27 protein-coding genes and 2 tRNA genes are annotated in these 26,222 nt (G+C 41.3%); 27 read left to right on the top strand and 2 right to left on the bottom strand.

What is annotated here, in order from left to right; genetic code table 11:
- The first annotated feature begins 8 nt into the window (after window positions 1-8).
- From ispG to IT6_RS04640, 4 genes are all read left to right on the top strand, one after another.
- The gene (gene ispG, locus IT6_RS04655) at window positions 9-1,760 is read left to right on the top strand and encodes a (E)-4-hydroxy-3-methylbut-2-enyl-diphosphate synthase (protein WP_206828201.1); all 1,752 of its coding nucleotides are present in this window, start codon (window positions 9-11) and stop codon (window positions 1,758-1,760) included.
- 57 nt (window positions 1,761-1,817) lie between these two features.
- Window positions 1,818-2,102 carry a Sec-independent protein translocase subunit TatA/TatB gene (locus IT6_RS10640; RefSeq protein ID WP_134439372.1) on the top strand — a complete coding sequence of 95 codons (285 nt, stop codon included), beginning with the start codon at window positions 1,818-1,820 and terminating at the stop codon, window positions 2,100-2,102.
- 121 nt (window positions 2,103-2,223) lie between these two features.
- Window positions 2,224-3,228 carry an adenosyl-hopene transferase HpnH gene (gene hpnH, locus IT6_RS04645; protein WP_134439371.1) on the top strand — a complete coding sequence of 335 codons (1,005 nt, stop codon included), beginning with the start codon at window positions 2,224-2,226 and terminating at the stop codon, window positions 3,226-3,228.
- 39 nt (window positions 3,229-3,267) lie between these two features.
- Window positions 3,268-3,642, top strand: a complete 375-nt coding sequence (locus tag IT6_RS04640; protein WP_206828191.1) for a hypothetical protein — start codon at window positions 3,268-3,270, stop codon at window positions 3,640-3,642.
- 3 nt (window positions 3,643-3,645) lie between these two features.
- On the opposite strand, the gene IT6_RS04635 is transcribed toward IT6_RS04640, so the two are convergent.
- Both IT6_RS04635 and IT6_RS04630 read right to left on the bottom strand, forming a co-directional pair.
- On the bottom strand, window positions 3,646-4,290 hold the full coding sequence (locus IT6_RS04635) for a polyphenol oxidase family protein (RefSeq protein WP_206828189.1): 645 nt from the start codon (window positions 4,288-4,290) through the stop codon (window positions 3,646-3,648).
- Window positions 4,291-4,307: 17 nt separating this feature from the next.
- Window positions 4,308-4,381 (bottom strand) — tRNA-Pro (locus IT6_RS04630).
- A 181-nt stretch (window positions 4,382-4,562) separates the two neighbouring features.
- Between IT6_RS04630 and IT6_RS04625 the strand changes: the two genes are divergently transcribed.
- The 23 genes from IT6_RS04625 (at window position 4,563) to IT6_RS04515 (ending at window position 26,222) form a co-directional block, all read left to right on the top strand.
- A tRNA-Met gene (locus IT6_RS04625) sits at window positions 4,563-4,634 on the top strand.
- Window positions 4,635-4,773: 139 nt separating this feature from the next.
- Window positions 4,774-5,430: a cytochrome c3 family protein gene (locus tag IT6_RS04620; protein WP_134439368.1), complete on the top strand. Its 657-nt coding sequence runs from the start codon at window positions 4,774-4,776 to the stop codon at window positions 5,428-5,430.
- Between the two features lie 57 nt (window positions 5,431-5,487).
- Entirely contained in the window at window positions 5,488-8,619 is a 3,132-nt protein-coding gene (locus IT6_RS04615; RefSeq protein WP_206828187.1) for a 4Fe-4S dicluster domain-containing protein, read from the top strand.
- Window positions 8,616-10,058, top strand: coding sequence for an NrfD/PsrC family molybdoenzyme membrane anchor subunit (nrfD, locus tag IT6_RS04610; RefSeq protein WP_134439366.1), 1,443 nt, complete (start codon window positions 8,616-8,618; stop codon window positions 10,056-10,058). Before IT6_RS04615 ends, nrfD begins: the two co-directional genes overlap by 4 nt.
- Window positions 10,048-10,647: a DUF3341 domain-containing protein gene (locus tag IT6_RS04605; protein ID WP_134439365.1), complete on the top strand. Its 600-nt coding sequence runs from the start codon at window positions 10,048-10,050 to the stop codon at window positions 10,645-10,647. Before nrfD ends, IT6_RS04605 begins: the two co-directional genes overlap by 11 nt.
- Before the next feature lie 14 nt (window positions 10,648-10,661).
- On the top strand, window positions 10,662-11,279 hold the full coding sequence (locus IT6_RS04600; protein ID WP_134439364.1) for a c-type cytochrome: 618 nt from the start codon (window positions 10,662-10,664) through the stop codon (window positions 11,277-11,279).
- Window positions 11,276-12,478: a hypothetical protein gene (locus IT6_RS04595; RefSeq protein WP_206828185.1), complete on the top strand. Its 1,203-nt coding sequence runs from the start codon at window positions 11,276-11,278 to the stop codon at window positions 12,476-12,478. Before IT6_RS04600 ends, IT6_RS04595 begins: the two co-directional genes overlap by 4 nt.
- A gap of 121 nt (window positions 12,479-12,599) precedes the next feature.
- Window positions 12,600-13,055 carry a c-type cytochrome gene (locus IT6_RS04590; protein WP_390881577.1) on the top strand — a complete coding sequence of 152 codons (456 nt, stop codon included), beginning with the start codon at window positions 12,600-12,602 and terminating at the stop codon, window positions 13,053-13,055.
- Between the two features lie 30 nt (window positions 13,056-13,085).
- On the top strand, window positions 13,086-15,068 hold the full coding sequence (gene nosZ / locus IT6_RS04585; RefSeq protein WP_206828181.1) for a Sec-dependent nitrous-oxide reductase: 1,983 nt from the start codon (window positions 13,086-13,088) through the stop codon (window positions 15,066-15,068).
- 14 nt (window positions 15,069-15,082) lie between these two features.
- Entirely contained in the window at window positions 15,083-15,685 is a 603-nt protein-coding gene (locus IT6_RS04580; RefSeq protein ID WP_206828179.1) for a hypothetical protein, read from the top strand.
- Window positions 15,682-16,134 carry a nitrous oxide reductase accessory protein NosL gene (locus IT6_RS04575; protein WP_206828177.1) on the top strand — a complete coding sequence of 151 codons (453 nt, stop codon included), beginning with the start codon at window positions 15,682-15,684 and terminating at the stop codon, window positions 16,132-16,134. The genes IT6_RS04580 and IT6_RS04575 overlap by 4 nt, the downstream gene beginning before the upstream one ends.
- Window positions 16,135-16,150: 16 nt before the next feature.
- Window positions 16,151-17,326, top strand: coding sequence for a nitrous oxide reductase family maturation protein NosD (locus IT6_RS04570; RefSeq protein WP_206828176.1), 1,176 nt, complete (start codon window positions 16,151-16,153; stop codon window positions 17,324-17,326).
- The gene (locus IT6_RS04565) at window positions 17,323-18,024 is read left to right on the top strand and encodes an ABC transporter ATP-binding protein (RefSeq protein ID WP_206828174.1); all 702 of its coding nucleotides are present in this window, start codon (window positions 17,323-17,325) and stop codon (window positions 18,022-18,024) included. The genes IT6_RS04570 and IT6_RS04565 overlap by 4 nt, the downstream gene beginning before the upstream one ends.
- Before the next feature lie 843 nt (window positions 18,025-18,867).
- Window positions 18,868-19,140, top strand: a complete 273-nt coding sequence (locus tag IT6_RS04560; RefSeq protein ID WP_206828172.1) for a c-type cytochrome — start codon at window positions 18,868-18,870, stop codon at window positions 19,138-19,140.
- A 265-nt stretch (window positions 19,141-19,405) separates the two neighbouring features.
- Window positions 19,406-19,771 carry a hypothetical protein gene (locus IT6_RS04555; RefSeq protein WP_206828170.1) on the top strand — a complete coding sequence of 122 codons (366 nt, stop codon included), beginning with the start codon at window positions 19,406-19,408 and terminating at the stop codon, window positions 19,769-19,771.
- Between the two features lie 12 nt (window positions 19,772-19,783).
- Window positions 19,784-21,244, top strand: a complete 1,461-nt coding sequence (locus IT6_RS04550; RefSeq protein ID WP_242524344.1) for a heme-copper oxidase family protein — start codon at window positions 19,784-19,786, stop codon at window positions 21,242-21,244.
- Between the two features lie 15 nt (window positions 21,245-21,259).
- Window positions 21,260-21,865, top strand: a complete 606-nt coding sequence (locus tag IT6_RS04545; RefSeq protein WP_242524343.1) for a cbb3-type cytochrome c oxidase subunit II — start codon at window positions 21,260-21,262, stop codon at window positions 21,863-21,865.
- A 41-nt stretch (window positions 21,866-21,906) separates the two neighbouring features.
- Window positions 21,907-22,506 carry a c-type cytochrome gene (locus tag IT6_RS04540; protein ID WP_206828168.1) on the top strand — a complete coding sequence of 200 codons (600 nt, stop codon included), beginning with the start codon at window positions 21,907-21,909 and terminating at the stop codon, window positions 22,504-22,506.
- A gap of 134 nt (window positions 22,507-22,640) precedes the next feature.
- Entirely contained in the window at window positions 22,641-24,488 is a 1,848-nt protein-coding gene (locus IT6_RS04535) for a cytochrome c oxidase subunit I (protein WP_206828166.1), read from the top strand.
- 42 nt (window positions 24,489-24,530) lie between these two features.
- A complete protein-coding gene (locus IT6_RS04530) occupies window positions 24,531-25,322 on the top strand; it encodes a cytochrome c oxidase subunit 3 (protein ID WP_134439359.1) in 792 nt (263 codons plus the stop codon).
- 49 nt (window positions 25,323-25,371) lie between these two features.
- On the top strand, window positions 25,372-25,668 hold the full coding sequence (locus IT6_RS04525; protein ID WP_134439358.1) for a cytochrome C oxidase subunit IV family protein: 297 nt from the start codon (window positions 25,372-25,374) through the stop codon (window positions 25,666-25,668).
- A 13-nt stretch (window positions 25,669-25,681) separates the two neighbouring features.
- A complete protein-coding gene (locus IT6_RS04520) occupies window positions 25,682-25,888 on the top strand; it encodes a hypothetical protein (protein WP_134439357.1) in 207 nt (68 codons plus the stop codon).
- Window positions 25,889-25,898: 10 nt separating this feature from the next.
- The gene (locus tag IT6_RS04515; RefSeq protein ID WP_206828165.1) at window positions 25,899-26,222 is read left to right on the top strand and encodes a hypothetical protein; all 324 of its coding nucleotides are present in this window, start codon (window positions 25,899-25,901) and stop codon (window positions 26,220-26,222) included.

Below are 26,222 nucleotides of genomic sequence, written 5' to 3'. Positions count from 1 at the left end.
GGCCAACCATGTTCTCATACAGAAAAAATTTTTTTAGGTATGAGCAAAGATCTACGCGAGAAGTAGCGGTGGGTAAAGCGAGGTTGGGTGGATCAAATCCCATTGTTGTTCAGTCGATGCTCACTTCAGATACAATGGATACCGATGCTTGCCTAAAAGAAACCCTTGAACTGGTTGAAAGTGGCTGTCAAATAGTAAGAATAACGGCTCCTACGGTAAAGGATGCTTCGAACCTCGAATTCATTCGCAAGGGCTTGAATCAGCTCGGTTGTGATGTACCCTTGGTCGCTGATATCCATTTTAAACCTGAAGCGGCGATGGAAGCAGCGAAGTGGGTTGAAAAAGTGCGGATTAATCCAGGCAATTTTGTGGATCGAAAAAAGTTTATAATTAGGTCCTATACTGATGAGGAATATAACCGGGAGCTGCAACGGATCGAAGAAGCCTTTTTACCTCTTCTTGAGCTGTGCAAAAAAAGGAAGATCGCACTGCGCATTGGCACAAATCATGGATCTCTTTCTGATAGGATCATGAACCGATATGGAGATACTCCTCAGGGCATGGTGGAGAGCGCCTTGGAATATGCAGCGGTCTGCAGAAAATATGGTTTTCATGATTTTGTGTTTTCGATGAAAGCTTCTAATCCCCGGATTATGATTTGCGCTTACAGGAAGCTCATCCAATGTCTAGAGGGTCTTGGTGAGGATTGGAATTATCCAGTGCATGTCGGAGTTACAGAGGCAGGGGATGGAGAGGATGGTCGAATAAAGAGTGCAATTGGTATAGGGAGCCTGCTTGCAGACGGTATTGGAGATACCATTCGTGTTTCTCTCACAGAAAAGAGCATATATGAAATTCCAGTAGCTAAAAAGCTGATTGCAGTCATCGACGAATTAGCCCAAGCCCCTTCTCCAAAATTCAGCATGGCTTACTCTCTGCCTATGGAATACAACAGACGCCCATCAATGAAGGTCGATTTGGGTATAGGGATTGGTGGGAATGAGCCGGTTCGGGTGGCTGTGCCTGTTTCAAGCTATAAGTTTTTAAGAGAATCCCCTCCTGGAAAGGATTACATCGCTGAATTTGGCTATGATCCAGCCGGGGTTGTTGAACTGGATTTAGAGGATATCGACTCTATCCGTGCACTTAAAGACAGTCCTGCTCGGCTTGTGACAATCAAAGACGGTTGTCCTTATCCTCCTCTTTATGCTTTTAGAGCTCTAGCAACCCTACTTCCTTCCTCGCATCCTATTCTTTTAAAAGATACCTTTTCTCCTTTGAAAGACCAGAGCTTAGGGGATAGAGAAAAAAACTTGATCGCTTCCAGTCTCCATATTGGCTCTCTTTTATGTGATGGCATTGGGGATGCCATATTACTAAGACGAGATCCCGATCCTTCCTATGCCTTGGTCCTCTCTTACTCCATTTTACAAGCTGCGGGCAATCGGATCGTGAAGACTGAGTACGTGGCTTGTCCTTCCTGTGGAAGAACACTTTTTGATCTCCAATCGACAACATCACGGATAAGGAAGGCTACGGGTCATCTTAAAGGTATTAAGATTGCAGTCATGGGTTGCATTGTTAACGGCCCAGGAGAAATGGCCGATGCGGATTTTGGTTATGTGGGGGGAGCTCCTGGGAAAGTTAATCTTTACGTCGGGAAAAAACCCGTACGATTTAATATTCCGGAGGGGGAAGCTGTAGATGCTTTGATCGATCTCATAAAAAAAGAAGGCAAATGGGTGGATGGTCCGGTTTAAGCATCTCAAAAAAATTTGTTTGATTGATAAAAATTTTTTTTTCGATAAGATTATTTCATGACCTTTGCATTTGGATTACCTTCAGGTTCGGAATGGTTTTGGATATTTGTTGTGGTTTTTCTTCTTTTTGGAGCGAAGAAATTGCCTGAATTAGCGCGGGGATTGGGTAAAGCACTGGGAGAATTTCATAAAGCTAAAGAAGAATTTGAAAAAGAAATAAGAGAGTCAAGTAAGATCCAAACGGAAGATAGCGTTCAAAGTATCCCGAAATTTTCTCCTCCAGAGGGGACAATACCCAGTATAACCGATAAAGAGCAATCAACTAAACAGAGCTCTTCATAGTTGATTTTCTTTTTATCAGACGTTGTCTAAGGTTAAACTAGGGAGTTTTCTTAATTTTTTTATAGAAAAAACACTTAGGTATTGACTTTTTTTGTACACTTTTTTATTCTCCCTGTTCATTATGGTGCCTTTATCTCAAATCTGGACTGTGGCCAGTTATGTATTGAGCAAAAAAATTAAAGGGGAAAAAAGATATCCTCTTGTCTTGATGCTTGAACCCCTGTTTCGGTGTAATCTTGCTTGTGCAGGTTGTGGAAAAATCCAGTATCCTGACCACATCCTCAATCGGAGGCTTACTCCCGAACAGTGTTGGGCTGCTGCTGATGAATGTGGAGCTCCGATTGTGAGTATAGCAGGGGGAGAACCCCTTGTGCATAAGGAAATAGATCGGATCGTTGCTGGACTCATTGAAAGAAAAAAATACATTTATCTTTGTACCAATGCGATTCTCTTACGCAAGAGGATAGATCTTTTCAAGCCAAGCAAGTACTTGACCTTTAGCATACATCTGGATGGACTGAAAGAAGAACACGATGAATCAGTTTGCCGGGAAGGCGTTTATGAAACAGCTGTTGAAGGCATAAAAGAGGCGGTGAAAAGGGGGTTTCGGGTTACGATCAACTCTACTCTATTCGATGGGGCCAATCCGCAAAGGGTAAGAACTTTCTTTGACGAAGTCATGAGCTTAGGTATTGAAGGAATAATGGTTTCTCCTGGGTATAGCTATCAGAAGGCTCCAGACCAGGAGCATTTCCTTCAGAGGAATAAAACAAGAGAACTTTTCCAGCAGATTTTAAGAGAAAAGAAAAAAAGCTGGAAATTTAACCTTTCTCCTCTATTTCTGGAATTTCTGCAGGGAAATGTCGAATATGACTGCACGCCTTGGGGTAATCCTACTTATAATGTATTTGGTTGGCAGAAACCCTGTTATCTTCTTCAGGATGGTTATGCAAAAAGTTTTAAGGAGCTCATAGAGACGACGCCTTGGGAGAAATATGGATTTAGAAGTGGAAATCCAAAATGTGCTAACTGTATGGTTCATTCCGGTTATGAAGCTACAGCTGTAAACGATACCTTTGGATCTTGGAAAGGGTTTGTTAAAACGGTTAAAGCAGCTTTATCTTAAAAAGGAGTGCCGATCGCTCTTCTTTCATTGGATTAAGCTATGGGAGAAGCAAAAAAGAGTTTGACTGGAGAAAGCTTTGTGTTTGGAGATGATGTTCAAAAAAGAGAACTACTAGAGGCTGCCTTTGATTATCGCGGAGATGTTACCCTTGAACTTGCAAGCGGGGAAAAGCTAGAAGGTTACCTTTTTAATAGGCAACTGGATAGAACTCCGTATTTTGTTGAAATGTTTGTTGCCGGGGAGGCTACCCCTAGGTGTATTCCTGTTGACCAGATAATCGCTTTACATTTCAGTGGAAAAGATGCGGCTGATGGGAAATCCTATGAAGCCTGGAAGAGTAAAAAACTGAAAGAAAGGCAGGAAGAGTCTAAAAAAATCGAGTCGGAAATGAAAAGAGCGGGTCTTCTGGATTGAAGTTTATTGAGGGAAAAGGGCTAAGACAGCCCACATTCTTCCTGTGTTTCCCTTTTCAGCGCGATAGGAAAAGTAACGTTCCAGGTTGCATACCGTGCATATTCCCGAATCAAAGATCTTTTCCACTCCACAAGATTTAAGCTGATCAATGATATCGGAAACAAAATCGATCTCGTAATGAGGGAAGCGGATGCATGGGCTTATCTGGACGATAAGATCGGCAGGCTTCGAGCCGAAAGCCTGATTCATTGCTCTAACCGCTTTTGTTGGAATCTGAAGATTGGTTCCTTTTTTACCGGAGTGGATAAGTCCAATTGCAGGCGTATGAGGATCATAGAAGTATAAAGCGGCACAATCGGCTACCCGTATAGCCAAAAGGATATGAGGTAGGCAAGTTAGAAGACCGTCAGCTTCTGGAAAATAGAGCTCATCACGGCCTTTTATAATCGCAATGTTATCTCCATGGGGTTGGCCAGCACTCGCAATAGGGATAGGTTTATCCAGTCCAATACCTTTTAGAGACTTCTTAAGGAGGAGGTTCTCCTTGTTTTGTATTTGGTCAGCGTCTCTTGGATAACGTAGAGAAAGACCATGCTTGAGCGGCCGGATAGAAAGGGCAGGGAAAAATTCCCATTGTAAGGTATTCATCTCATTTATAAAAGGGTTCGGGCTGCAGGGATTTGAACCCTGGACCTCTTGGTCCCGAACCAAGCGCGCTACCAGACTGCGCTACAGCCCGCAAAAAATTATATATGGCAACATTGGCAAGCTAAGGAAAGTTTTTTTCTTTATCCGGATTTTATTCCATTGTTGGGTTGAGAATAGCATTTTTAAATAGAAGTTGAAAAAGAATAGATTTTTCTTCATCATGACGTAAAAAATATCCGCAAAAGAAATTTAAAAGAATTAATAATTTTGATGGCAGGGTAGCTCAGTGGTAGAGCGGGGGTTTCATAAGCCCTAGGTCGAGAGTTCGATCCTCTCCCCTGCCATTTCTTTAGTTATTGCTATCAGAGACTGATAAGCAATTAAAAACGAAACTAAAATTCTTTTTTTCTTTTTCTTTAAAAAAAACCCTATAAAACTAAAGTATTATAAAAGCTTATAGAATTTGATCGATTTATTTTATCAATGGGTAATCTTTTCAGCCGTTCGTCCAATGATTTACCGCCTAAGATAGTATTGGGGATAGCCGTTTTAGGTTTACTTTTAGTTATAGGGATCAGTTATTATTTTACCCCTAAATATTCACGGGTTGGATACATGCCTACTCAACCTATTCCTTTCGATCATTCCTTGCATACGGCCCAACTCGGCCTAGATTGCCGGTTTTGCCACAGTTATGTTGAAAAGAGCGGTTTTTCAAACTTGCCTACAACTCAGACATGTATGAACTGTCATAGGCAGGTCAAGATGGATAGTCCTAAACTTGCTCCATTACGAGAGAGTTGGGAGACAGGAAAGCCTATCCAATGGGTGCGGATTCACCAACTTCCCGATTATGTTTATTTTGATCATTCCGCTCATGTTAATCGGGGAATAAGCTGTGTAAGTTGCCACGGTCAGGTTAACCGTATGAAGGAAGTCTATCATGACAAGCCATTGAGTATGAGTTGGTGCCTGGATTGTCATAGAAATCCAGAATATTTTATTCGTCCCCAGGATAAAGTGTTCGATATGGATTGGAAACCTGAACATGAAGGAAAAGAGCAGATTACAATGGGTAAAAAACTGGTAGAGGAAATGGGAATCCATCCTCCAGAAAACTGCGATGCCTGTCATAGGTAATGACATGTAATTTAAAATAATGACCTTATTGAGTCATGCACCTTAGGGGAGCTAATCATGGATGAAATGCAAGAAAAGCCGAAGATGAATCGGAGAAGTTTCTTGAAGACTCTATCTGCAGCTGTAATGGCTACAGGAACAGTTGCAGCGGGGGGATGCCGTAGACCCGAAGCCTTTCTTGTTCCTTATACGAATAGTCCAGAGTGGATTATTCCAGGGAAGGCTACATTTTACGCTACTTGCAGACAAACCCGTAGCGGTGCTGAGCCCCTGCTGGTTGAATCGCATGAGGGCAGGCCTACGCATATACATCCCAATCCCCATTTTTCAGAATATGGTGTGAGTACCCAAACCCAAGCTTCGATTCTTGATCTCTATGACCCTGACCGAGATGGACGCATTATGCGTAGAACTGAAACGGTCTCCAAAAAAGAATTTATTTCTTATTTCAAACAAAGCATTCAGCAGTACATTGATCGGAAGGGTGCGGGTCTGGCTATACTTTCTTCGCCGATTATTTCACCTACTTTCGATCGGCTCAAAGCCAACTTTCTTGAAAAATGTCCCCAATCAACATTTGCATTTTATGATCCAGTAGGCAATGCCAACAGAAATCAGGCGATAAAGCTTTTTTATGGCAGTTCTTTATTTCCTGTTTTTCATTGGCAAAGGGCTGACTTGATCCTTTCTTTGGGTTGTGACTTCTGTTCGGCTGAGGAAGGGGTGGAAGCTATTCGTGGTTTTACCCAGTCTAGGAAACTCAAGGACAAGAATGGGTTGATGAACCGCCTCTATGTCGTTGAGAACCGGATGACGGTTACGGGGTCGATGGCTGATCATCGACTTGCTTTAAAAGCTTCTGATGTGGGTTCCTTTTTGCTTTCTTTATGTTACTTTTTAGTCCAGCAAGGGGGCTACGATAGCCTTAAACCTCTTCTTTCCTCTTTTAGTTTACCTACTGGATGGAGTGAGGAGCAACTACGATGGATAAAAGAGCTTGCTCGGGATTTGAATGCAGCCCAAGCCCCCCTTGTAATCATCAATAGAATGGCTCCCGTCGAGCAACAAATTATTGTCTTTGCTCTCAACGAAGCGTTTGGTCAAAAAAAAGCGATGCATTTTATTCCTGGGATTGAATCCGAAGGAACGAGCTTCGAAGAGCTTTGCGAGAGGATTAAAAAAGAGCAGATAAAGGAGCTCCTGATTATTGGAGCCAATCCTGTGTATAATGCTCCAGCAGATATGGAGTGGGAAAAGCTTCAGAAAAGCCTTTCTTCGGTTATCCATTTTGGAATATTGTATGACGAAACCGCTTCTGCAGCAGATTGGCATATACCCTTGAGTCACTATTTAGAGTCATGGGGAGACTCAAGAACTTCTACGGGGATATACGTTAGCCAGCAGCCCTTGATAGAGCCTCTTTTTGGTTCTGTTGGTTTATTGGAACTTTTGGCTTTTATGAATGGGAATTGGGAGGCTCTTGAAGAGCCGGAACCCACTCCACCCTCTATGATTGCTCAGCCTCCGGTTGCCGGTGCTCCTCCTTTTATTCCGATACCCATTGGATTGCAGCTTGTTCAGGAGACTTTCTTTAAACTCTTTCCCACTGCGGTATCCGAAAGGGATTTCAGATGGAGAAAACTCTTGCATGATGGGTTTTATCAAGAATCAGCTCCCCTTGCGGTGTTAGCTTCTCCAAAATGGTCCATGCTGGAAAACCTTGGTAAGAGTCCTAAGAATGGGGTAGTGAATACAGCTGCTTTGGAACTTGTTTTCTATCCTTGTCCTAAAGTGGACGAGGGCAGTTTAGCTAATAACGGTTGGTTGCAGGAACTTCCCGATGCGATCACGAAGCTTTGCTGGGATAACGCTCTTTTGATGAGTCCTAACACAGCTAAACAGTATGGAATAAATGGCCGCAATGCCGATTCAAAAAAAGCAGAAATAGTTCGTATAGGTTATGGAGGAAAGTGGATTGAGGCAGCTGTATATGTAATCGGCGGGCATGCTGATTATTCCTTTTCCATTGCGCTTGGATATGGTCGCAAAAAAGCACTGAGAGTTGCTGGAGAGGCTGGTTTTAACGCTTATCCATTGACACAGAACCGCAATTTTTGGTGGATCAGCGATATAACGATTCAAAAAACAAGTCGCTTTTATCTCTTGGCCAAGTCACAGGAGCATCAGCAGTTACATGGGAGGGATATAGTCAAGGCAGCTTCAGTTGAATATTTTCGGAGGCATCCAGATTTTGTTGCGGAGAAGGAAACCGAAGCAGTGCCCGAGGTTTCTATCTATCAAAATCCTTATTCGGGTAAAAAAGAAAAAGGACCTGCTTATACCGGTGGAGTATGGGGAGGGCCATATCAATGGGGCATGGTCATAGATTTGGGGAGTTGCGTGGGCTGTAACAGCTGTGTTGTAGCCTGTCAAAGCGAAAACAACATACCGATTGTCGGTAAAGGGCAGGTTATGCGGGGCCGGATTATGCAATGGATTCGGATCGACAATTATTTCCAGGGGCCCGAGGAAAGTCCTCAAGTCTATTTCGAACCCATGCTCTGCCAGCAGTGTGAGAATGCACCATGTGAAGCGGTTTGTCCTGTATATGCAACGGTTCACAGTAAGGATGGTCTTAATGTCATGGTTTATAATCGTTGTATTGGAACCAGGGCCTGTGCAGCAAACTGCCCTTACAAGGTCAGAAGGTTCAATTTCTTTGATTATAACAAGCGAGACGTGCTCAAGAAAAAAAGAATTGGTCCTTTCCAAATCGGCAATTTGTATCTTGGTCCTTTTGGAGACCTCGGTTCTCCCCTGACAATACAACTTCAAAGAAATCCCAACGTAACAGTGAGAATGAGGGGGGTCATGGAGAAGTGCACTTTTTGTGTGCAACGCATCGAAGAGGCGAAGATAGCGGTCCTGGCGAAAGCCAAAGGATCCCCACCTCAAACGATCCCTACTGATAAAGTAAAAACTGCCTGTCAAGCCGCTTGTCCTGCCGAGGCCATTGTATTTGGTAATCTGGCTGATCCCCAGAGTGCGGTTTCTCAATGGAAAAAAAGTGAGAGAGCCTATCGCGTTTTGGAGGAGTTGAACACCCGGCCAAGGATTACTTACTTAGCAAGGATCAATAATCCCAATCCTTCGATTAAGCCTGAAGTTTACGAAAAAGAAAAGCTATGATAAGCAAATCGACTTTACCCAGTCAGTTGTCTCAAAAACAGAAAGAACTCATAATCCAGGAGCTTGAAAGGCCTCTTTTGGTTTTAAACGATAGAAACTACGGATGGATAACTGATGCTGTCTGTTCAATCGTAGAGAAGCCCGCCAAACTGCCGTGGTGGATAGCCTTTATCATCGCTTTTATCCTTTCTTTGTTTTTACCCATCACGATTGTTTATTTTATTAGTACAGGTCTTGGTGTATGGGGTCTCAATAGCCCAGTGTTTTGGGGGTTGGCGATCCTTAATTTCGTTTTTTGGATTGAGATAGGCCATGCGGGAACTCTGATCTCGGCAATCTTGCTGCTAACCCGACAGAAATGGAGAAATTCGGTCAATAGGGCAGCAGAGGCGATGACCATATTTTCTGTCCTTTGTGCTGCTGTCTTTCCCCTCTTTCACATAGGCCGGCAGTGGATGTTCTGGTATCTTGTTCCTGTACCGGAATCCTATGCGATATGGCAAAACTTCAGGGCAGCATTACTCTGGGATGAATTCGCTGTAGGGACTTATTTTACGGTTTCTTGCTTGTTCTGGTATTTTGGACTTATTCCAGATATCGCCGTATTAAGAGATAGGGCTCAAAAGCGTTGGAAAAAGAGGCTATATCATGTGCTATGCTGGGGATGGAGTGGTTCGGCTGCCGAATGGCATAACTATGAGTTGGGCTATTTATGTCTAGGGGGCATTGCAACTGTCCTTGTCGTTTCCGTGGCATCAGTAGTTTCTACGGATTTTGCAACAACAATCCTGCCTGGCTGGCATGAAACGATTTTCCCACCCGATTTTATCACGGGAGCAATCTTTAGTGGTTTTGCTATGATTGCAACTTTATTAATTCCTCTTAGAGCGTTGTATCCACAGCTAAAAGATCTTATCACTCCCAAGCACATAGACAATATGGCCAGGATTATGCTGGCTACAGGCACAATGGTTGGATATTCCTACCTTATTGAGCTTTTCACATCTTGGTATAGCGCAAATAACTACGAAAGATATGTCTTTTGGAACCGAATTTTTGGCCCTTACCGTATCGCCTATTTTTTAATGTTTGGTTTTAATGTTTTATTGCCACAACTTTTTTGGTTTAAGAGGATACGCTTGAATCCCTGGATAGTCTTTATCCTTTCGATTATGATCAACGTGGGAATGTGGGCTGAGCGGTTTGTTATTGTTGTTACGGCTCTTTCGAGGGATTTTCTCCCCGGTTCTTGGAGAATGTATTACCCGACGTGGGTGGATATTGGACTTTTCGTGGGCACGGTTGGATTTTTCTTTATGTTGTTTCTTCTTTTTACGCGGTTTTTCCCCGTAATAGCCATTTCTGAAGTAAAGACGTTGGTCTATGAAAGGGAGCGGCGGAATAATTCTTCCAACGAAGGAAAGACTTATGAAGGTTGAACGTATTGATGAGGAGATTTATGGAGTTGGGGCGGAATTTAATTCTGTTCAAAAATTGAAGACTGCAGCAACAGAACTGAAAAAAAGGGGTTATACGCAATGGGAAGTCTACTCTCCTTTTCCTATCCATGGTATGGATAAAACTAGGAATCTGGCTAAATCAAAGGTTTCTTTCTTTAGCCTCGTTGGAGGCTTGATTGGATTGGGAATCGCCTTGGTCATGGTGACTGCTATATCGGCTCCTCGACCAGCATTTTTTAAAGAGGTATTGAGTAGCCATCTCCAGGGACTTTTTTATCCCCTCGTTGTCCAGGGCAAACCGTATTTAGGTTTTCAAGCGTTTGTTCCTGTTCTCATAGAGATGACTATTCTTTTTGCCTCTTTTAGTACAGTCATTGGTGTTTTTCTATTGTCCCGCATGCCTTCAGTTTACAAGCCTGTTTGGAACTGGGAAAAGCTGGCACGTAAAGGATTGGATGATCGTTTTTTCCTGGTTGTGGAAAACGCAGATCCTCTTTTTTCGGAAGAGGAAACGAAGTTGCTGTTAGAAGAATTTGGAGCTGAAGAGGTTGTGTTTATTCGCAGATAAAGGATTAAAACACGATGCGATATTTCTTTTTTATTTGCTTTCTTTTGGTTATTACTGTTGTGGCTACAGCGGGTTTAAGGGGATCAAAAAGTCGCAAACCTCCCCTAGAAATTTTTCCCGATATGGTCAGGCAATTGAAAGTCAAGGAACAGGCTTCTAGTATATTTTTCCCCGATGGTCGAGCTTCAAGGATGCCCGTTGCGGGAACAGTTTGTTGGGAAGAGCCTGTAGAAAATCCTTATTTTTCCACAGGTATTATTGGGGATCAATGGGGGGAGGGTATCCCAATAGAGGTGAGTGTTAACACACTTAAAAAGGGAAAGGAAAAGTTTGAGATTTATTGTTCAGCTTGCCACGGCTTAGCGGGATATGGCAATGGGATCGCTACCCATTTCAATCTTTTAGGTGTCCCCAACTATCATCAAGATTATATTCGACAGATCCCTGATGGCCAACTCTTTTATATCATTTCTTATGGTCAAGGGATGATGTTGGGATATGGTTCGAGTTTATCCCTTGAAGAAAGATGGGCAATCGTTGCTTATATCCGAGCTTTACAAAGGAGCCAGAATGTTCTGTTTGATGCATTACCAGATGAGAAAAAAAGACTATTTAAGGAGGCTAATCCGTGAACGACTCTAGTCTTCATCCTCACGATCGGCTTCTTCTTCCTCAAGAAAAGCTTAAAAGCCCGATTTGGACTATGGGAATTTCGGGAATTGTTCTTCTTTTGATTTCTTTTATGGGGTTCGGTGTCAACAGATCTGAGTTTTACCATGCATGGCTCTTTTCTTTTTTATTTTATTTCGGCTTGTGTGCAGGTTCTTTCTTTTGGGTCCTTCTTCATTATGTAACCAATGCGGGTTGGGATACCTTGCTCCGTAGACAAGTAGAAAATGTAGCTTCCCTTTTCCCTTTAGTCAGCCTTTTTTCTTTGCCCATCTTTTTCGATATTTTTTCCTCCCATCTTCTGTATGAATGGACAAGGCCTGAAATTCAAAAACTTAAAGATTATCTGGAAAAATCCCTTTATCTCAATGTTCCTTTTTTTTGTCTGAGGGCTTTTATTTATTTTTGTTTTTTTGGTTTTGTAAGTTGGTTTTTTCGCAAGTTGTCCTGCGTCCAGGACGAGGATGCTAATCCTTATCATTCCTTAAGATTAAAACGACTCGCTTATCCGATTGCTGTCATCTTTGGTTTTCTTTTTACCTTTTTTGCTATCGATTGGGTGATGTCTTTGGATTATCGGTGGAGTTCAACCGTATGGGCTTTTTACCTTTTTGCTGGGTCAGCGGGAGCAAGCTTAAGTTTCTGGATCCTAATCCTAATTATGCTGCGTCAACGGGGTTATCTCCAACAGCTGAACGAAGAACATTACCATTTACTGGGCAAATTGCTTTTTGCTTTTACTGCCTTATGGGCTTACCTGGCTTTTAGCCAATATATGTTAATCTGGTATGGGAATATCCCCGAGGAAACTTATTTTTTCATAAGAAGAAATTATGACGGTTGGTATTATGTTTCTCTTTTGTTGGTTGGAGGGAGATTTGCTCTGCCATTTCTGTTTTTGCTTCCCCAATCGACTAAAAAAAACAAAAATTTTTTGGGATTTGTTGCCTTGTGGGTGCTCTTTATGCAAGCTGTGGAGTTGTATTGGATTGTTATGCCGATGGAATTGAGTCGAAATTTTGCCGTGGGCTGGATAGAAATGATTATTTTGATCGGCATGGGCCTTGTTTTTTTAGCAGGTTATCTCAAAAAAGCTACCGAAGCCTACCTGTATCCGATCCATGATCCTAGGCTTCAAGAATCAATAGAAGTATATAATTAATTTAATTAATTAATCGTCTATTAAAAACAATAAAGTCCTATATTAAAAACAGGGAATACCTATAATTGACAATAAATCTTTACGACTAAATATTTTGTTAAATGATATTACAAGGAAATATGTGGTGAAAACGGTTCTGCTCTTTTCTCTTTCAGGTCTTTTGATCTTTTCGTATCGAGCAAAGTCTGCGGATATTCCTTCACCCGCTTCTCCCTTGCCTGATCCGCCAAATGAGAAGGCAGTAAGTGATAAGGGTATTGGTCCTATCAAAGAGGTTAAGCTAGGCTCCATAGACCAAAGCCTTGTCAAAAAAGGCAAAGAAATTTTTGATACTAAATGTGCTTCATGTCACAAGCTTGAGGAGAGGTATGTGGGACCTCCTCTCAAAGGTGTTACAAAGAGAAGGAAGCCCGAATGGATCATGAACATGATACTAAATCCCGCCGAGATGGAACAAAAGGATCCTATAGCAAGCCAACTACTTTCCGAGTATCTTACTCAGATGGCCTTTCAGAATGTCTCTCAGGGTGATGCAAGAGCAATACTTGAATATCTAAGGAGCGTTGATGAAAAGTAATTGGGATTTTAATTTAAAGGAGGTGGCATCATGTTAGGAAAGAAAAAGAAGCTGTTGATTGGAGGGCTTTTGGGCCTCCTGGTGGGTGTTTTATTGGTGGGATGCCAGCAAAAGAAGGAAACTATGAGGACGGAGGTGGGGACTACCGATGTAGCCTCTAAGGTCTACGTTCCTCCGGGTAAATACGATGAGTTTTACGCCTTTTTGTCAGGTGGCTTCAGTGGGCAAGTTTCCGTTTATGGACTTCCTTCTGGAAGGCTCATAAATGTAATAAAGGTTTTCGCTCAGGATCCAGAGTCGGGATATGGCTACACACCTGAGACAAAACCTATGCTTATGACCTCACACGGCTTTATTCCGTGGGATGACAGTCATCATACTGAGCTTTCTCAGACTGACGGAGTTCCTAATGGCAGATGGCTTTTTATAAACGCCAACAACACGCCGAGGATAGCTAGGATTGATCTCTTCTCCTTTGTGACAAAGGAAATCCTAGAGATTCCTAACACTGCAGGAAACCATGCGTCTCCCTTTATAACGCCTGATTCAAAATATATTACTGCTGCAACACGCTTTTCTATTCCTATCCCTCAGAAGGATGTACCCATAAGCTCCTACGCTGAGAATTTTAAAGGAACATTATCCTTTATAAAAGCTGACGAGCCGGGTAAGATGGATGTGGCTTTCCAAATACTTATGCCAGGATTTGACTATGACTTGGCGCATTGTGGAAAAGGACCATCTTATGGTTGGGCTTTCTTTACCTGTTATAACACGGAGCAAGCTTACACCCTTCTTGAAATAAATGCCTCAAGGAATGACAAGGATTATATAGCAGCTGTCAACTGGAAAAAGGCAGAAGAGTATATTGCACAAGGCAAGTATCAGGAAATGCCCACGGTTTACTATCACAACTACTGGGATGAGAAAAAACACATGGCCTTCTCCGAAGTTAAAAAATCAGTGAAGGTAATTAATCCCAAGGAATGTCCCGGTGTTGTGTATTACCTCCCTACTCCCAAGTCTCCTCACGGTGTTGATGTGTCTCCCGATGGCGAATACATTGTTGGAAATGGGAAGCTTGCCACTGTTATACCTATACATTCCTTCTCTAAGATGCTAAAAGCTATAGAACAGAAAGCTTTTGAGAAGGAGGTGGATGGTATACCTGTTCTGAAGTACGATGCTGTACTCCATTGTGAAATTCAAAAGCCTGGACTTGGCCCCCTTCACACGGAATTTGATGGAAAAGGTTTTGCTTATACCTCTTGCTTTGTCTCTTCAGAAGTGGTCAAATACGACTACAAAAGTGGTAAAGTGGTTGATAGGATACCCACTTACTATTCGATAGGACACCTGATGATACCCGGAGGTGATTCGACAAAACCTTGGGGTAAGTATCTCCTTGCTATGAACAAGATTACAAAGGATAGATACCTTCCCACAGGTCCTGAGCTTTTCCAGTCAGCGCAACTTTATGATATAACAGGCGATAAGATGCAGCTTCTCCTAGATTTCCCAACTATAGGAGAGCCCCACTATGCTCAAGCTATACCAGCAGATCTACTGATGAAAAACGTTATAAAAATATATCCTCTTGCTGAGAACGAGCATCCCTATGCAGTGAAGGCGGAAAAAGATGCAAAGGTTGAGAGAAAGGGTAACGAGGTTCATGTATGTATGACCATGATCCGATCCCACTTTTTTCCCGACAACATTGAGGGTATAATGGTAGGAGACACAGTTTACTTTCACCTGACCAACCTTGAACAGGACTGGGATATACCTCACGGCTTTGCTATCAGGGGTTCAGATAATGCACAAATACTGGTTATGCCGGGAGAGACTAAGACTCTTGTGTGGAGGCCTAAAGCTCCTGGCATTCATGCATTTTATTGCACCGACTTTTGTTCTGCACTACACCAAGAAATGCAGGGTTATGTAAGGGTATCACCTGAAGGCTCTAATGTTCCCTTAAAATATTACACAGGTACCCCTATAACACAAAAGTAAAGAGGCGATGAGAAATGAATATAATATCAAGGGCAATTATAACCCTTGCCTCTCTATTGCTTATCCTTTCTTACTTTTTCCCCTTTTGGAAAATCCAGCTTCTAGCCCCTCAGTATCCTGAAGGAATTAGGATGTTTATATGGCTAAATACAATAACCGGAGGTACAGAGTTTGACCTTTTCAACATAAATCTTTTGAATCACTACATTGGGATGAAACACATAGACCCTAATGCTGTACCTGAATTAAAAATACTTCCCTTCATAATTGGTTTTCTTATAGCTTTTGGGCTTATCTCGGCACTTCTTGGTAAAAGGGTACTTCTTTTCGCTTGGGTCGGAACATTTATAGCTATTGCCCTTATAGGCATTGCAGACTTTTACAGATGGGAGTATGACTATGGACACAACCTTGATCCTAACGCACCTATAAAGGTACCAGGGCTTGCCTATCAACCCCCACTAATAGGGACCAAACATCTGTTGAACATGACTGCAAGCTCCTTCCCTGATATTGGTGGCTATATAGCTATAGTTTCTCTATTGCTTGGCGTTGTTGCGATTATCTTAGGCCTTATACACTCAAAGCCCACAAAGATGATGATGAAGCTTGCATGAAACCTTTAATCCGAGTGCTTTGGAGTTTCCTCCTCCTCTTTTTTTCCTGCACATCGGAAAAACCAGAACTCATAAGGCCTGGTGAGGATATATGTGAATATTGTAAAATGGTTATAGCTGATAAGAGATTTGCTACTGAAGTAATAACGAAGAAGGGTAAGGTTTATAAGTTTGATTCTGTAGAATGCATGGTAGGATATTACAACCATAATGAGGAAGACATAAAAAGAGCTTATGTGATAAACTTTTTAAATACTGATGAATTCATTCCGGCCGAGCTTGCTTCTTATGTGAGAAGTCCTCAGATAAGAAGTCCCATGGGCATGAATCTGTCAGCCTACAAAAGCAAAGAGGATGCTATAAAGATTCTTCTGGGTAAAGAGGGAAAAATACTTGATTGGCAGGCCCTAAGGGATCTTATAAAAGTAGAATACAAGTCTTCCAACTGATATGCTAAGTCTCGTCATGTCTGTTCTAATTGTATGCTCAAACTGTGAGTTCAAGGACATAAAGAGTGCCATAGAAAAAGCAAGGGTTGGAGACACAGTTGTGGTAAACTATGGAGCATACAATGGTGGTATTGTGATCACCAAAAGTGTGAAGCTTTTAGGGAAGGGACAGCCAATTATAGATGGAGAAGGAAGAGAGCAGGTGATAACAGTAAAGGCAGATGATGTAGAAATTGAGGGTTTTGTGATAAAGAACTCGGGTATGTCTTACAGCGAAGATATAGCGGGGCTTAAAGTGATAAACTCAAAAAACTGCGTTATAAAAAATAACAAATTTTTCAATAACTTCTTTGCCTTGCATCTTGAAAAGGTAAGCAATTGTCAGATTGAAAGCAATACGGTGGTGGGTTTTGCAAAATCTGAAGGTTCCTCTGGTAATGGTATTCATGCCTGGAATTCCGAAAGACTTAAAATAAAAGATAACTATATTAAAGGGCAAAGGGATGGCATATATCTAGAGTTCGTAAAGGACAGCCTCATAGAGGGCAATAGAAGCGAATACAACCTAAGATACGGATTACATTTTATGTTTTCCAACAATAATACTTATAGGAGAAATTACTTTTACAAAAACGGGGCAGGTGTAGCGGTCATGTATTCAAAAAATATAAACATGGAGGAAAACACCTTCGAAAAGAACGAAGGAGAGGCAAATTACGGACTCCTAATGAAAGATATATCCGACAACTTCCTTTACAAAAATAGGTTTGTTAATAATACTCACGGTGTCTACCTAGATGGATGCAACAGGACTAGATTTGAAGAAAATCTTTTTGAGAACAACGGTTGGGCAGTGAGGATATATGCTAACAGTGAGGATAACTTTTTTACTAAAAACTCCTTAGTAGGCAATGCATTTGATGTTTCAACCAACACTCTATCTTATTTTACAAATACCTTTGAGGGGAATTACTACGATAAGTATGAAGGTTATGATCTTGATAGGGACGGTTATGGAGACTTGCCCTATAGACCAGTATCCTTTATGGCAGTTCTCTTCGAGCGATATCCCCTCTCTCTACTTCTTTACGAGAGCTTCTTTGCCCGAATAATGGATTCTATGGAGAAGTATATCCCTTTACTTAATCCTCAAGCTCTTTTAGATAAAAAACCCCTGATGAGGAGACCGTGATAAGGTTTGAGAGAATTTATAAGTCTTTTGGGAGAAGGAAGCTCTTTGAAGATCTCAACTTTGAGCTTAAAGAAAAAAAAACCATAGCCATCCTCGGACCTAACGGTTCAGGGAAAACCACTCTGATTAAAATCCTCCTTGGCCTTGTCATTCCTGATAAGGGAAAGGTAGTTATAAATAACAGAGATATATATAGAGATGCTAGATATAAAAAAATAATAGGATACATGCCACAGATTCCTGAGTTTCCTGAAAACCTTAAAGTGAGAGAAATAATCTCCATGATAGAGGACATAAGGGATCAGAAGGCTATAAGACTTAAGGAACTTCTTGACCTTTTAAACCTTGGCAAAGAATTGGAAAAGAAGTTTTCAAGCCTTTCAGGGGGTACAAGGCAAAAGGTAGGTGCTCTCGTAGCTTTGGCATTTGATACACCTTTGCTTATATTGGATGAGCCATTGGTGGGGATTGATCCCATCTCCGCATATAGACTTAAGGGCTTTATCCTTGAAGAGAAAAAAAGGGATAAAACAGTGATTTACATATCTCACATAATGAACGAAGTGGAAGAGATAGCAGATGAGGTGGTTTTTCTAACCGATGGCAAAGTTATCTTTGAAGGGAGCCTTGTGGATCTTAAGAAAAAAACTGGTAAGGTAAGGCTTGAGGAGGCTGTGATTTGCTTGTTAAGCTCATAAAATATGTATTTTATGATCTTTTAAAGAGTCGATGGACCTTTGCAACCTTTATTTTCTACGCTTTGGTAACTTACATTTTACTAGAGTTTGGAAGAAGTGTAGAAAAGGCAGTGGTTAGCTATGGTAATCTCTCTTCCCTCTCCTTGTCCTTATTTTCTTTGCTTCTTACTACCACATTTCTTTACGGCAATAAAAACTTCCTTGAATTTCTCCTTTCTCAACCCGTCAAAAGATCTATCCTTCTGTTCTCAATTAGTATAAGCATTAGCCTCTCCTTATGCTTTAGTTACCTTTTAGGTTCCCTCCTTCCTTTCTACTACTTAGCAGGATTCAGTCAAAGCTTTTTAAAGTGCGTGCTTCTCAATCTTTCTCTTGTCCCCCTATTTGTAAGCCTTGGTATTTTCTCTTTCCTATTTATAGAAGATAGTATAAAGGGACTTGGTTTTTCCCTTTTTCTGTGGCTCTTCTTCTGTATATTTTACGATGCACTCCTTCTTTATCTTGTAATAGCTCTCTCTGAATATCCAGCGGAAATGCTGCTGATAAGCCTTACCCTTATAAATCCGGTAGACTTTTTGAGACTCACTCTTCTTATGGAGGTGGGGCTTTACGAGCTCATGGGCTTTTTGGGAAGGTGGATAAAAAGTTCCTATATCAAAGAATTCTGGTTTTTACCCTTTATTTTATCTCTTTTTTACACATTCATCATTTCTTTTTTGAATCTTAAAATCTTTAAAAGGAAAAATTTCTAATATGTATTTACTATTTTTATCATTTTTACTATTATTTGCTCTTTTGTATGTCCCATCATGCGAAAAAACAAGTGTAGAGGAAAAGCCAAGATTGGAGATTAGTGCAAAAGAGCTTTTCAGGCTTAGGGGATGCACTGATTGTCATGATACGAAAAGATTTCTCGTCGGACCTTCCTTTTACGATATAGCTCAGAGATACGAAAAAAAAGAAGTGCTTGTAAAGAGTGTATTGGAAGGTTCTTGTGGAAAGTGGAAGACAAAATGGGAATGTATGCCACCTCAAAGGGTAGAAAAGGAGGAGGCAGAAAGGATGGTTGAGTGGATTCTCAACCTCAGAACTACAAAGCCACCAGGATCTTCGTAGGTTCTCTTTTGGAAAAATTTTCCCATAGATAGTGAGCTTTATTTTTTTGCTAAATAGTAGTTGGCTAAATAGAAAAGTTAGGCATGGATTTGGTTGAGAAGTTTGTGGTAAAGTTTAATTATCATGTTAGCATCTCCTTGTAGGAAATTTTGACCAATTTATGAAATCTTTATCCTGAGACGAGGTTTTTTATATAAGATTCCCAATGATTTGAATTTCTCACTCTACGCATAGGAGTTAATAATTAATTAACTGATTATTAAAAATGAACTTGAGCGAAGAGCATCAAAAAACAGTTTTAGCCCCTTTCTCTTTCTTTAGGGATGGAGCCATTCTCCTTATATTTTTATGCGGGTTTTTGCTTTCCGGGTTTTATGCTTGGTCAATCCTTTATAAAAGAAAAGCAGAAGATGAGAAGGTAGCAGAAAATATAAGGCAAATGCGTTTGGGAGAGCAGATCGAAGAAAAGAAAAAACTTTCTTCATATGGGTGGATTGATAAGGAAAAGAAAATTGTTCACATCCCCATAGATGAAGCTATGGAAGATATTGTTAAGGAATACAAGTCGAAAACATCCAAAGCCTCTGGGGTTTATTTGCCCGGCATACAACGGCCCTCTGAATCAAAATAGAAAGCCAGTGCGATGAGTAAACAGACAATCAATTCTTTAAAACCAACAGGCTTGCAGACCGCCGGTAAAGGAGAAATATCCCTGGATGGCTCTTTCATGAGACCTGTCATCTTCCTGCTCATGGCCGCTTTTTTCTGGCTTTTGGTCTCTCTAGGTTTTGCTCTGCTTGGAGCTGGGAAAATTATGATTCCTAACCTTCTTGGGTCGTGGGGATGGTTGACTTTTGGACGCATCGAGTTGGCTTCATTTCTCGTATTTTCCTATGGCTGGGGGATGAACGGAGGGTTGGCTTTTGCCCTTTATCTTGTGGGTAGCAATCGAAGCGGAGTTTTCAAGGAAAGCGGCTATTTTCTTTCTTCTGCAATTTTCTGGAACATATCCCTTTTTATTGGGATGATGGCTGTCCTCATTGGGGAGATTCCTTCCCTATCATGGGCGGGTTGGCCAGATTTTGTTTTGTTTCTGCTTCTTTTGAATTACATCTTGATGGTTTATGGTTTGGTCAGGGAGCTGTTAAGTTTAGGGTTGTTTTCAAAAAAAATTTCAACCAGCTACCTCCTTTTATCTTTGCTCTGGTTTCCCTGGGCCATAGGGAGCTTGTTTGTCTTTTTCCATTGGGAAGTAATTCGCGGGGTTGCTTTTGCGAGCATGGAATGGTGGTTTAATGAAGGCTTTCTGCACCTCTGGCTAGCTCCGATAGGACTGGCGATGCTCTATGACTACATTGAAAGGATGCGGGGTCTACAAAAACCCTCAATTCTTTCATGGGGAGGGCTTATAACGTTTTTTTTCTTTTCAAATTTTTCGAGTGCATCACATCTAGTTGGTGGTCCTTTTCCTCTTTGGATTGTAGGACTAGGAATCGCTTCGAGATTTTTGGCAATCCTTGGAGCGCTAGCCATTGGTATTGATTTGTGGCAGCGGTTTAAAGAAACTTTTAAGGCTAGCCCGGTTTCTATCGTGTCGAGATATTATCTGATCGCCCTCTATTGCTTTTTAATAGCGCTTTGTGGTGATGGAGTTCTTTCATTTCCCTTGGTGAGTCGCTTTACCCATTTTAGCTTTGTAGAAATAGCTTTTCTTGTGCTTTTTATCTATGGATTTTATTCTTTTGGATTACTAGCAACTGCTCATGATCTTTTTTGTTGTTTTTATAAAAAACCTTGGGTCTCGGAAATCCTTTTGAAAATCACTTTTTGGGCAAATATATATGGGATGACTTTTCTTTTTATATTCCTATGCCTGGGAGGGATTGTTCAGAGTTTTGAACTCCAAGATGTGCAATTACCCATTACGGAGGTTATTGAATCGGTATTGCCTTATCTTAGAGGAGCGGGGATGTCTGCTACACTCATCCTTTTCTCCCAGTTGACCTACTGTTTTCTGTTGTTGCTGATGACGATTTTACCAATGGAAGTTGAAGAGCGAAAAGGAGAAATCAATAATTTGTCTCAGAGCCTAGATAACCGATGAATGATTGAGTTGAAGATGATGTTTAAACAATTTCTTTGGATATTAGGGATTTTAAGCTGCTTTATATTTGGATGGTGGCTTTATGTCATTATTCCAGCTAGGGTCCTGGATATGCCCCCAACAGCTGATGAAAGCCCACCTGCTGACTTTGGGCTTATCAAAACTGGACAAAGAGTCTATGGAGCTAATGGCTGTGCAGGTTGCCATACCCAAGTGGTTAGACCTGCCAATATGGGTTCAGACATCGCAAGGGGATGGGGTAACCGTCGAACTTTACCCTTAGATTATTATCATGAACCCAACCCTTTTCTGGGCATAGTGAGAATGGGCTCTGACCTCTCTAATATAGGGACAAGAAGAAAAGATCCCCATTGGTTTTATCTCCTTCTTTATGATCCAGCAAAAGTATTTCCTGGAACGATCATGCCTCCCTATCGATATCTTTTTCGGAAAGTAAGAGCCGAAGGTAAAAGGAATCCAATAGCATTACCCCAGGAATTGACCCGAGGCGTACCTCCTGATATACAAATTTTGCCCTCACCCGAAGCAATGGCTTTAGTTGCCTATCTGATCTCTTTGGATAGATCCTATCCGGTTGAGACTCAACCAAAAAAACCCTGAAAGAAAGGCAACAAACTCCTAATAACATAGTAAAAGGCAATATGGAGAAGGATTTAGAAGAAAGGACAAAAGATAAAATCCCCAGGTGGTTTTTGCTTTTCTCTTTTTTGGTTGTGCTCTTGGCTCTATATATTTTGCTATTCGAAACAGGCGGATGGAAGAATAACATCTTCGACTCTCGAAGCCTCTTTTGGGGATATATTCCTAAGCCGAAATCCAAGGAAGAGGTTAAAAAAAGTGTTGTCGAAGCTAAAATGGATACGATGGCCTTAGGTAAGGACCAATATCAGGCGATGTGTTCGGCCTGTCACCAGCAGAATGGCTTGGGCATGACTGGACAATATCCTCCCCTTGCAAACTCTGAGTATGTCGTAGGGAATAAGGCGAGGTTGGGGGCCATTTTATTAAATGGACTTTCTGGAGAGTTGAAAATTAATGGATCAAGCTACAATGGTGTGATGCCTGGGTGGAAAACGGCCTTAACCGATCAAAAGCTGGCTGCGATCATGACTTATATTCGAAACTCTTGGGGTAATCATGCCGGTAAGGTGGATGAAGCTGAGATCAAAGAGCTTAGAGAAAAGTACGGCAAAAAAGAAGGCTCATGGACTGTGGATGAGCTTTCCCACCTTGGAGAATAAAAGTATGTAAATTGACATTGAACTTTTTTGCCTAATCAATTTTATTAATAAGATAAAAAGAGTAAAATTTATAAATTGATTTGAAAAAGAGAAAAAATAAATTACATGTTATAACAACATAGCGGGAGAAAACTATGGACTCTGAAATGTCGATGACTTCACATGCTGCACATGGCCTTCATGAGAAACACGAAGAAATTCCTTGGATAAGAAAGTACGTTTTTTCCACCGATCATAAGATGATCGGCTATCAATACATGGTCACTTCACTTTTTGTGGCTCTTTTTGCTTTTTTCTTGATGGTATTGATGCGCTGGCAGCTTTCTTTCCCTGGAAAGCCTATTCCTGTTTTTGGACCTATTCTTGAAAAACTTCTTGGTTCATCAATGGCTCCGGGGGGGGTTATGACCCCACAGCTTTATAATTCTTTTGGAGCAATGCATGGAACGATGATGATTTTCATGGCCCTGGTTCCAGCTCTTTTTGCTGGGTTTGGTAATTTTGTTGTTCCCCTGCAAATTGGTGCACCTGACATGGCTTTCCCTCGACTGAATATGGCTAGTTTTTGGCTGTTTTTTGTTGGGGTAGTTATCATGATGGTGAGCTTTTTTGTTCCTGGGGGAGCGGCAAAGTCAGGTTGGACTTCTTATACACCATTGGCTGATTTTGCAGATATGGGACCTGGTTTTCATCCCCTTTTTAATGGACAGACGCTATGGCTTATAGGCATGGCTTTCAATATTACGGGAAGTTTGCTGGGATCAGTGAATATTATTACTACCATCATTCAGCTCAGAACCAAGGGATTAAGCTGGATGAGATTGCCTGTTTTTGTCTGGAGTGAACTGGTTACGGCTTTTTTGTTGCTTTTGGCTTTTCCTCCCCTTGAATCGGCTGCAATCATGCAGCTTATGGATCGGCTTTTTGGAACGAGTTTCTTTTCTCCTGAGGGGTTGATTGTAAACGGCAAACATGCGGATATAAGTGGAGGAGGGTCTTCCATTCTTTGGCAGCATCTTTTCTGGTTCCTGGGGCATCCTGAAGTCTATGTCCAGATTCTACCCACCATGGGTATTGTTGGAGAGATTTTTGCTAACAACACCCGCAAACCTCTTTGGAGTTATAAGGTTTTTGTTTATTCGCTTTTGGCTATTGGTTTTCTATCGATGATCGTCTGGGCCCACCATATGTATATGACAGGGATGGGCCAAGCAGTTACTTCCTTCTTCCAAATTTTTACGACGATTATTTCTATTCCTTCCGTTTTATTGGGAACGGTATTACTGCTTTCCCTGTGGGGAGCATCGATACGATTTAATGTCCCAATGCTTTTTGCCTTGGCATGGCTTCCGATGTTCGGCATAGGAGGACTGACAGGATTGCCTCTGGGATGGACGGCTTCAGACGTCGTGCTCCATGATACCTATTATGTTATCGGCCATTTCCATTACATGATGGCTCCTGCCTCTCTGCTTGCCCTTTTTGCAGGCATTTATTACTGGTTTCCTAAAGCTACAGGTCGGTACATGAATGAGTTTTTAGGCAAACTGCATTTTTGGCCAACGGTCATTTTCTTTAATGGCATATTCTTTCCCATGCTTGTTCAAGGTTTTGCCGGTGTTCATCGAAGATGGTATGATGGTGGAGCGGGTTGGCAGATGGCGCAGAATGTGCTTTGGTTAAACCAGGTCATGAGTGTCTCTGCTTGGGCATTAGCCATTGCCCAGATCCCCTTTATCATCAATTTCTTCTGGAGCTTATGGGCTGGGAAAAAGGTAACCGACGATAATCCTTGGCAAGCGACTACCCTTGAATGGGCAACGCCTACACCTCCTGGACATGGCAATTTTCTCCATCCCGTAGCGGTTTACCGGGATCCTTATGAATATAGTGTCCCGGGATATAAACAGGATTATTTACCGCAATGGGAACCGGAAGAAAGATTAAGAAAAGAAGGAAATTTATCCCAGATTCCTTCATAAAAACAAAAACGATATATAGAAGAAAAACAAGAGGGTTCAGTAATGGAGATTCCTTATACAGTTACAGCAAGGCCTGATACCGGTCTTTATAATGCAAAAGTAGGAATATGGTTGTTTTTGGCTTCCGAGGTCATGCTTTTTGGTGGACTTTTTTCAGCCTATATTTTCTTAAGACTTGGAGCATCGCATTGGCCACATCATATATTGAATGTACCGATGGGGCTTTTTAATACCATGGTACTCATAAGTTCTAGCATTACTATGGTGTTGGCCTGGAGCTCGCTGAAAATGCGAGATTTTGCTAAATATAGGCAGTGGCTGGGAATCACTCTTTTTTGTGGTGTTTTGTTTCTTAGCGTTAAGTCTGTAGAATACAAGGATAAATTTCACCACTATGGGGTAATTCTTAAAAATGGCCAGGAAATCACGGGGCATCTAGCTATGAGCGAAGAAGAAGCAATGCGCTCGGACGTTTTAAAAATCAAACCAGATCCAGAGAATGCGGGGGATTTTGTTTATCAACTTAAGTCCATTTTTTCTAAACCCGAGGCTGAAGAAAAAGTTCTTGAGATTCCCAAGAATGAAATCCGTTGGTGGTCGAATTTTGTACCAAAATACAATACCTATTTGGCTACCTATTTCACGATGACCGGAATTCATGCTCTCCACATTCTTGGAGGACTATTGGTTTTAGGTTATTTTTGGGGTCCAGGTGCTTCCCTTTATAAAAGAAATCCCGAACATTTAGCAAACAGAGTGGAAGTTGCAGGCCTTTTTTGGCATTTTGTTGATCTGGTGTGGATCTTTCTTTTTCCTACTCTTTACCTCTTTTAGGGATAAAGAAAGATTAAATAGTTATTAGGAATAGAGGAGACTATAGTCAATGAGCGAAGAAATACATGAGGAAAAAAAGCGGATTAAATCCTATTTTATCGTTTTTGGGTTTTTGGTTGTCCTGGCAATAGTTAATGTTGCTGTTTCCTATCTTCACTTGGGAGGAGGGAACATAGCAGCAGGACTTGTAATTGCTGGCGTCCAGGCTCTTTTAGCTTTAGGTATTCTCATGCACATTTTTTGGGAAAAAAAGACAATCCATCACCTTATAGGTCTTGCGGTTCTCTTTGTATTGGCTTTATTTTTATTATTAGTGGCTTCTTATTTTGACTCTATTGGAAAATAAAAAGGAGAAAAATATGTCTCTGCGACAATTTCACCTTGTTTTTATAACACTGGCCATCTTACTTTTCCTGACTTTTGGGGCATGGGCTATCTATAGCTATTTTAGCAGTCAAGAGCTTCTTTATATTGGCTTAGGGGTAGGTTCTTTTCTTTTGGGGATCTTAGCCGTTATTTATGGAGTATGGTTTGTGCTCAAAATGAAAAAGTTGAAAATTTATTGATATGATGAAGATGCTCGAGCTTGATCCAAAACCTAAAAGAAAAATGAGATATGGCCTGGTGGTCATGGCTATCATCCTTTTTCTTTTTCTCATTCAATCTTGGAGTCATGATCAAAGAATTTTTTCCATGACTGGATCTACCGAGCAAATTCAGAAAGAGGATTGGGTAGGATTTTTCTTGGCTTTCTTTGTACTCATCATATGGCTGGCCGTGGGTAGTTTTATTTATTACCTCGTCAGGAAAACGAAAAAGCCACTTCCTGATTATGCGGAGTTCCTCTATTTGCAGGAAGAAGAGAGTGAGGAAGAAAAGCTTTGGAAAAATGAGAGATAA

Origin of the sequence: Methylacidiphilum caldifontis (assembly GCF_017310505.1) — a bacterium.
In the GTDB taxonomy this organism is placed as follows: Bacteria; Verrucomicrobiota; Verrucomicrobiia; order Methylacidiphilales; family Methylacidiphilaceae; genus Methylacidiphilum; species Methylacidiphilum caldifontis.
The sequence above is the reverse complement of the archived record's forward strand: the minus strand, read 5'-3'. Positions and strand labels throughout refer to the sequence as shown.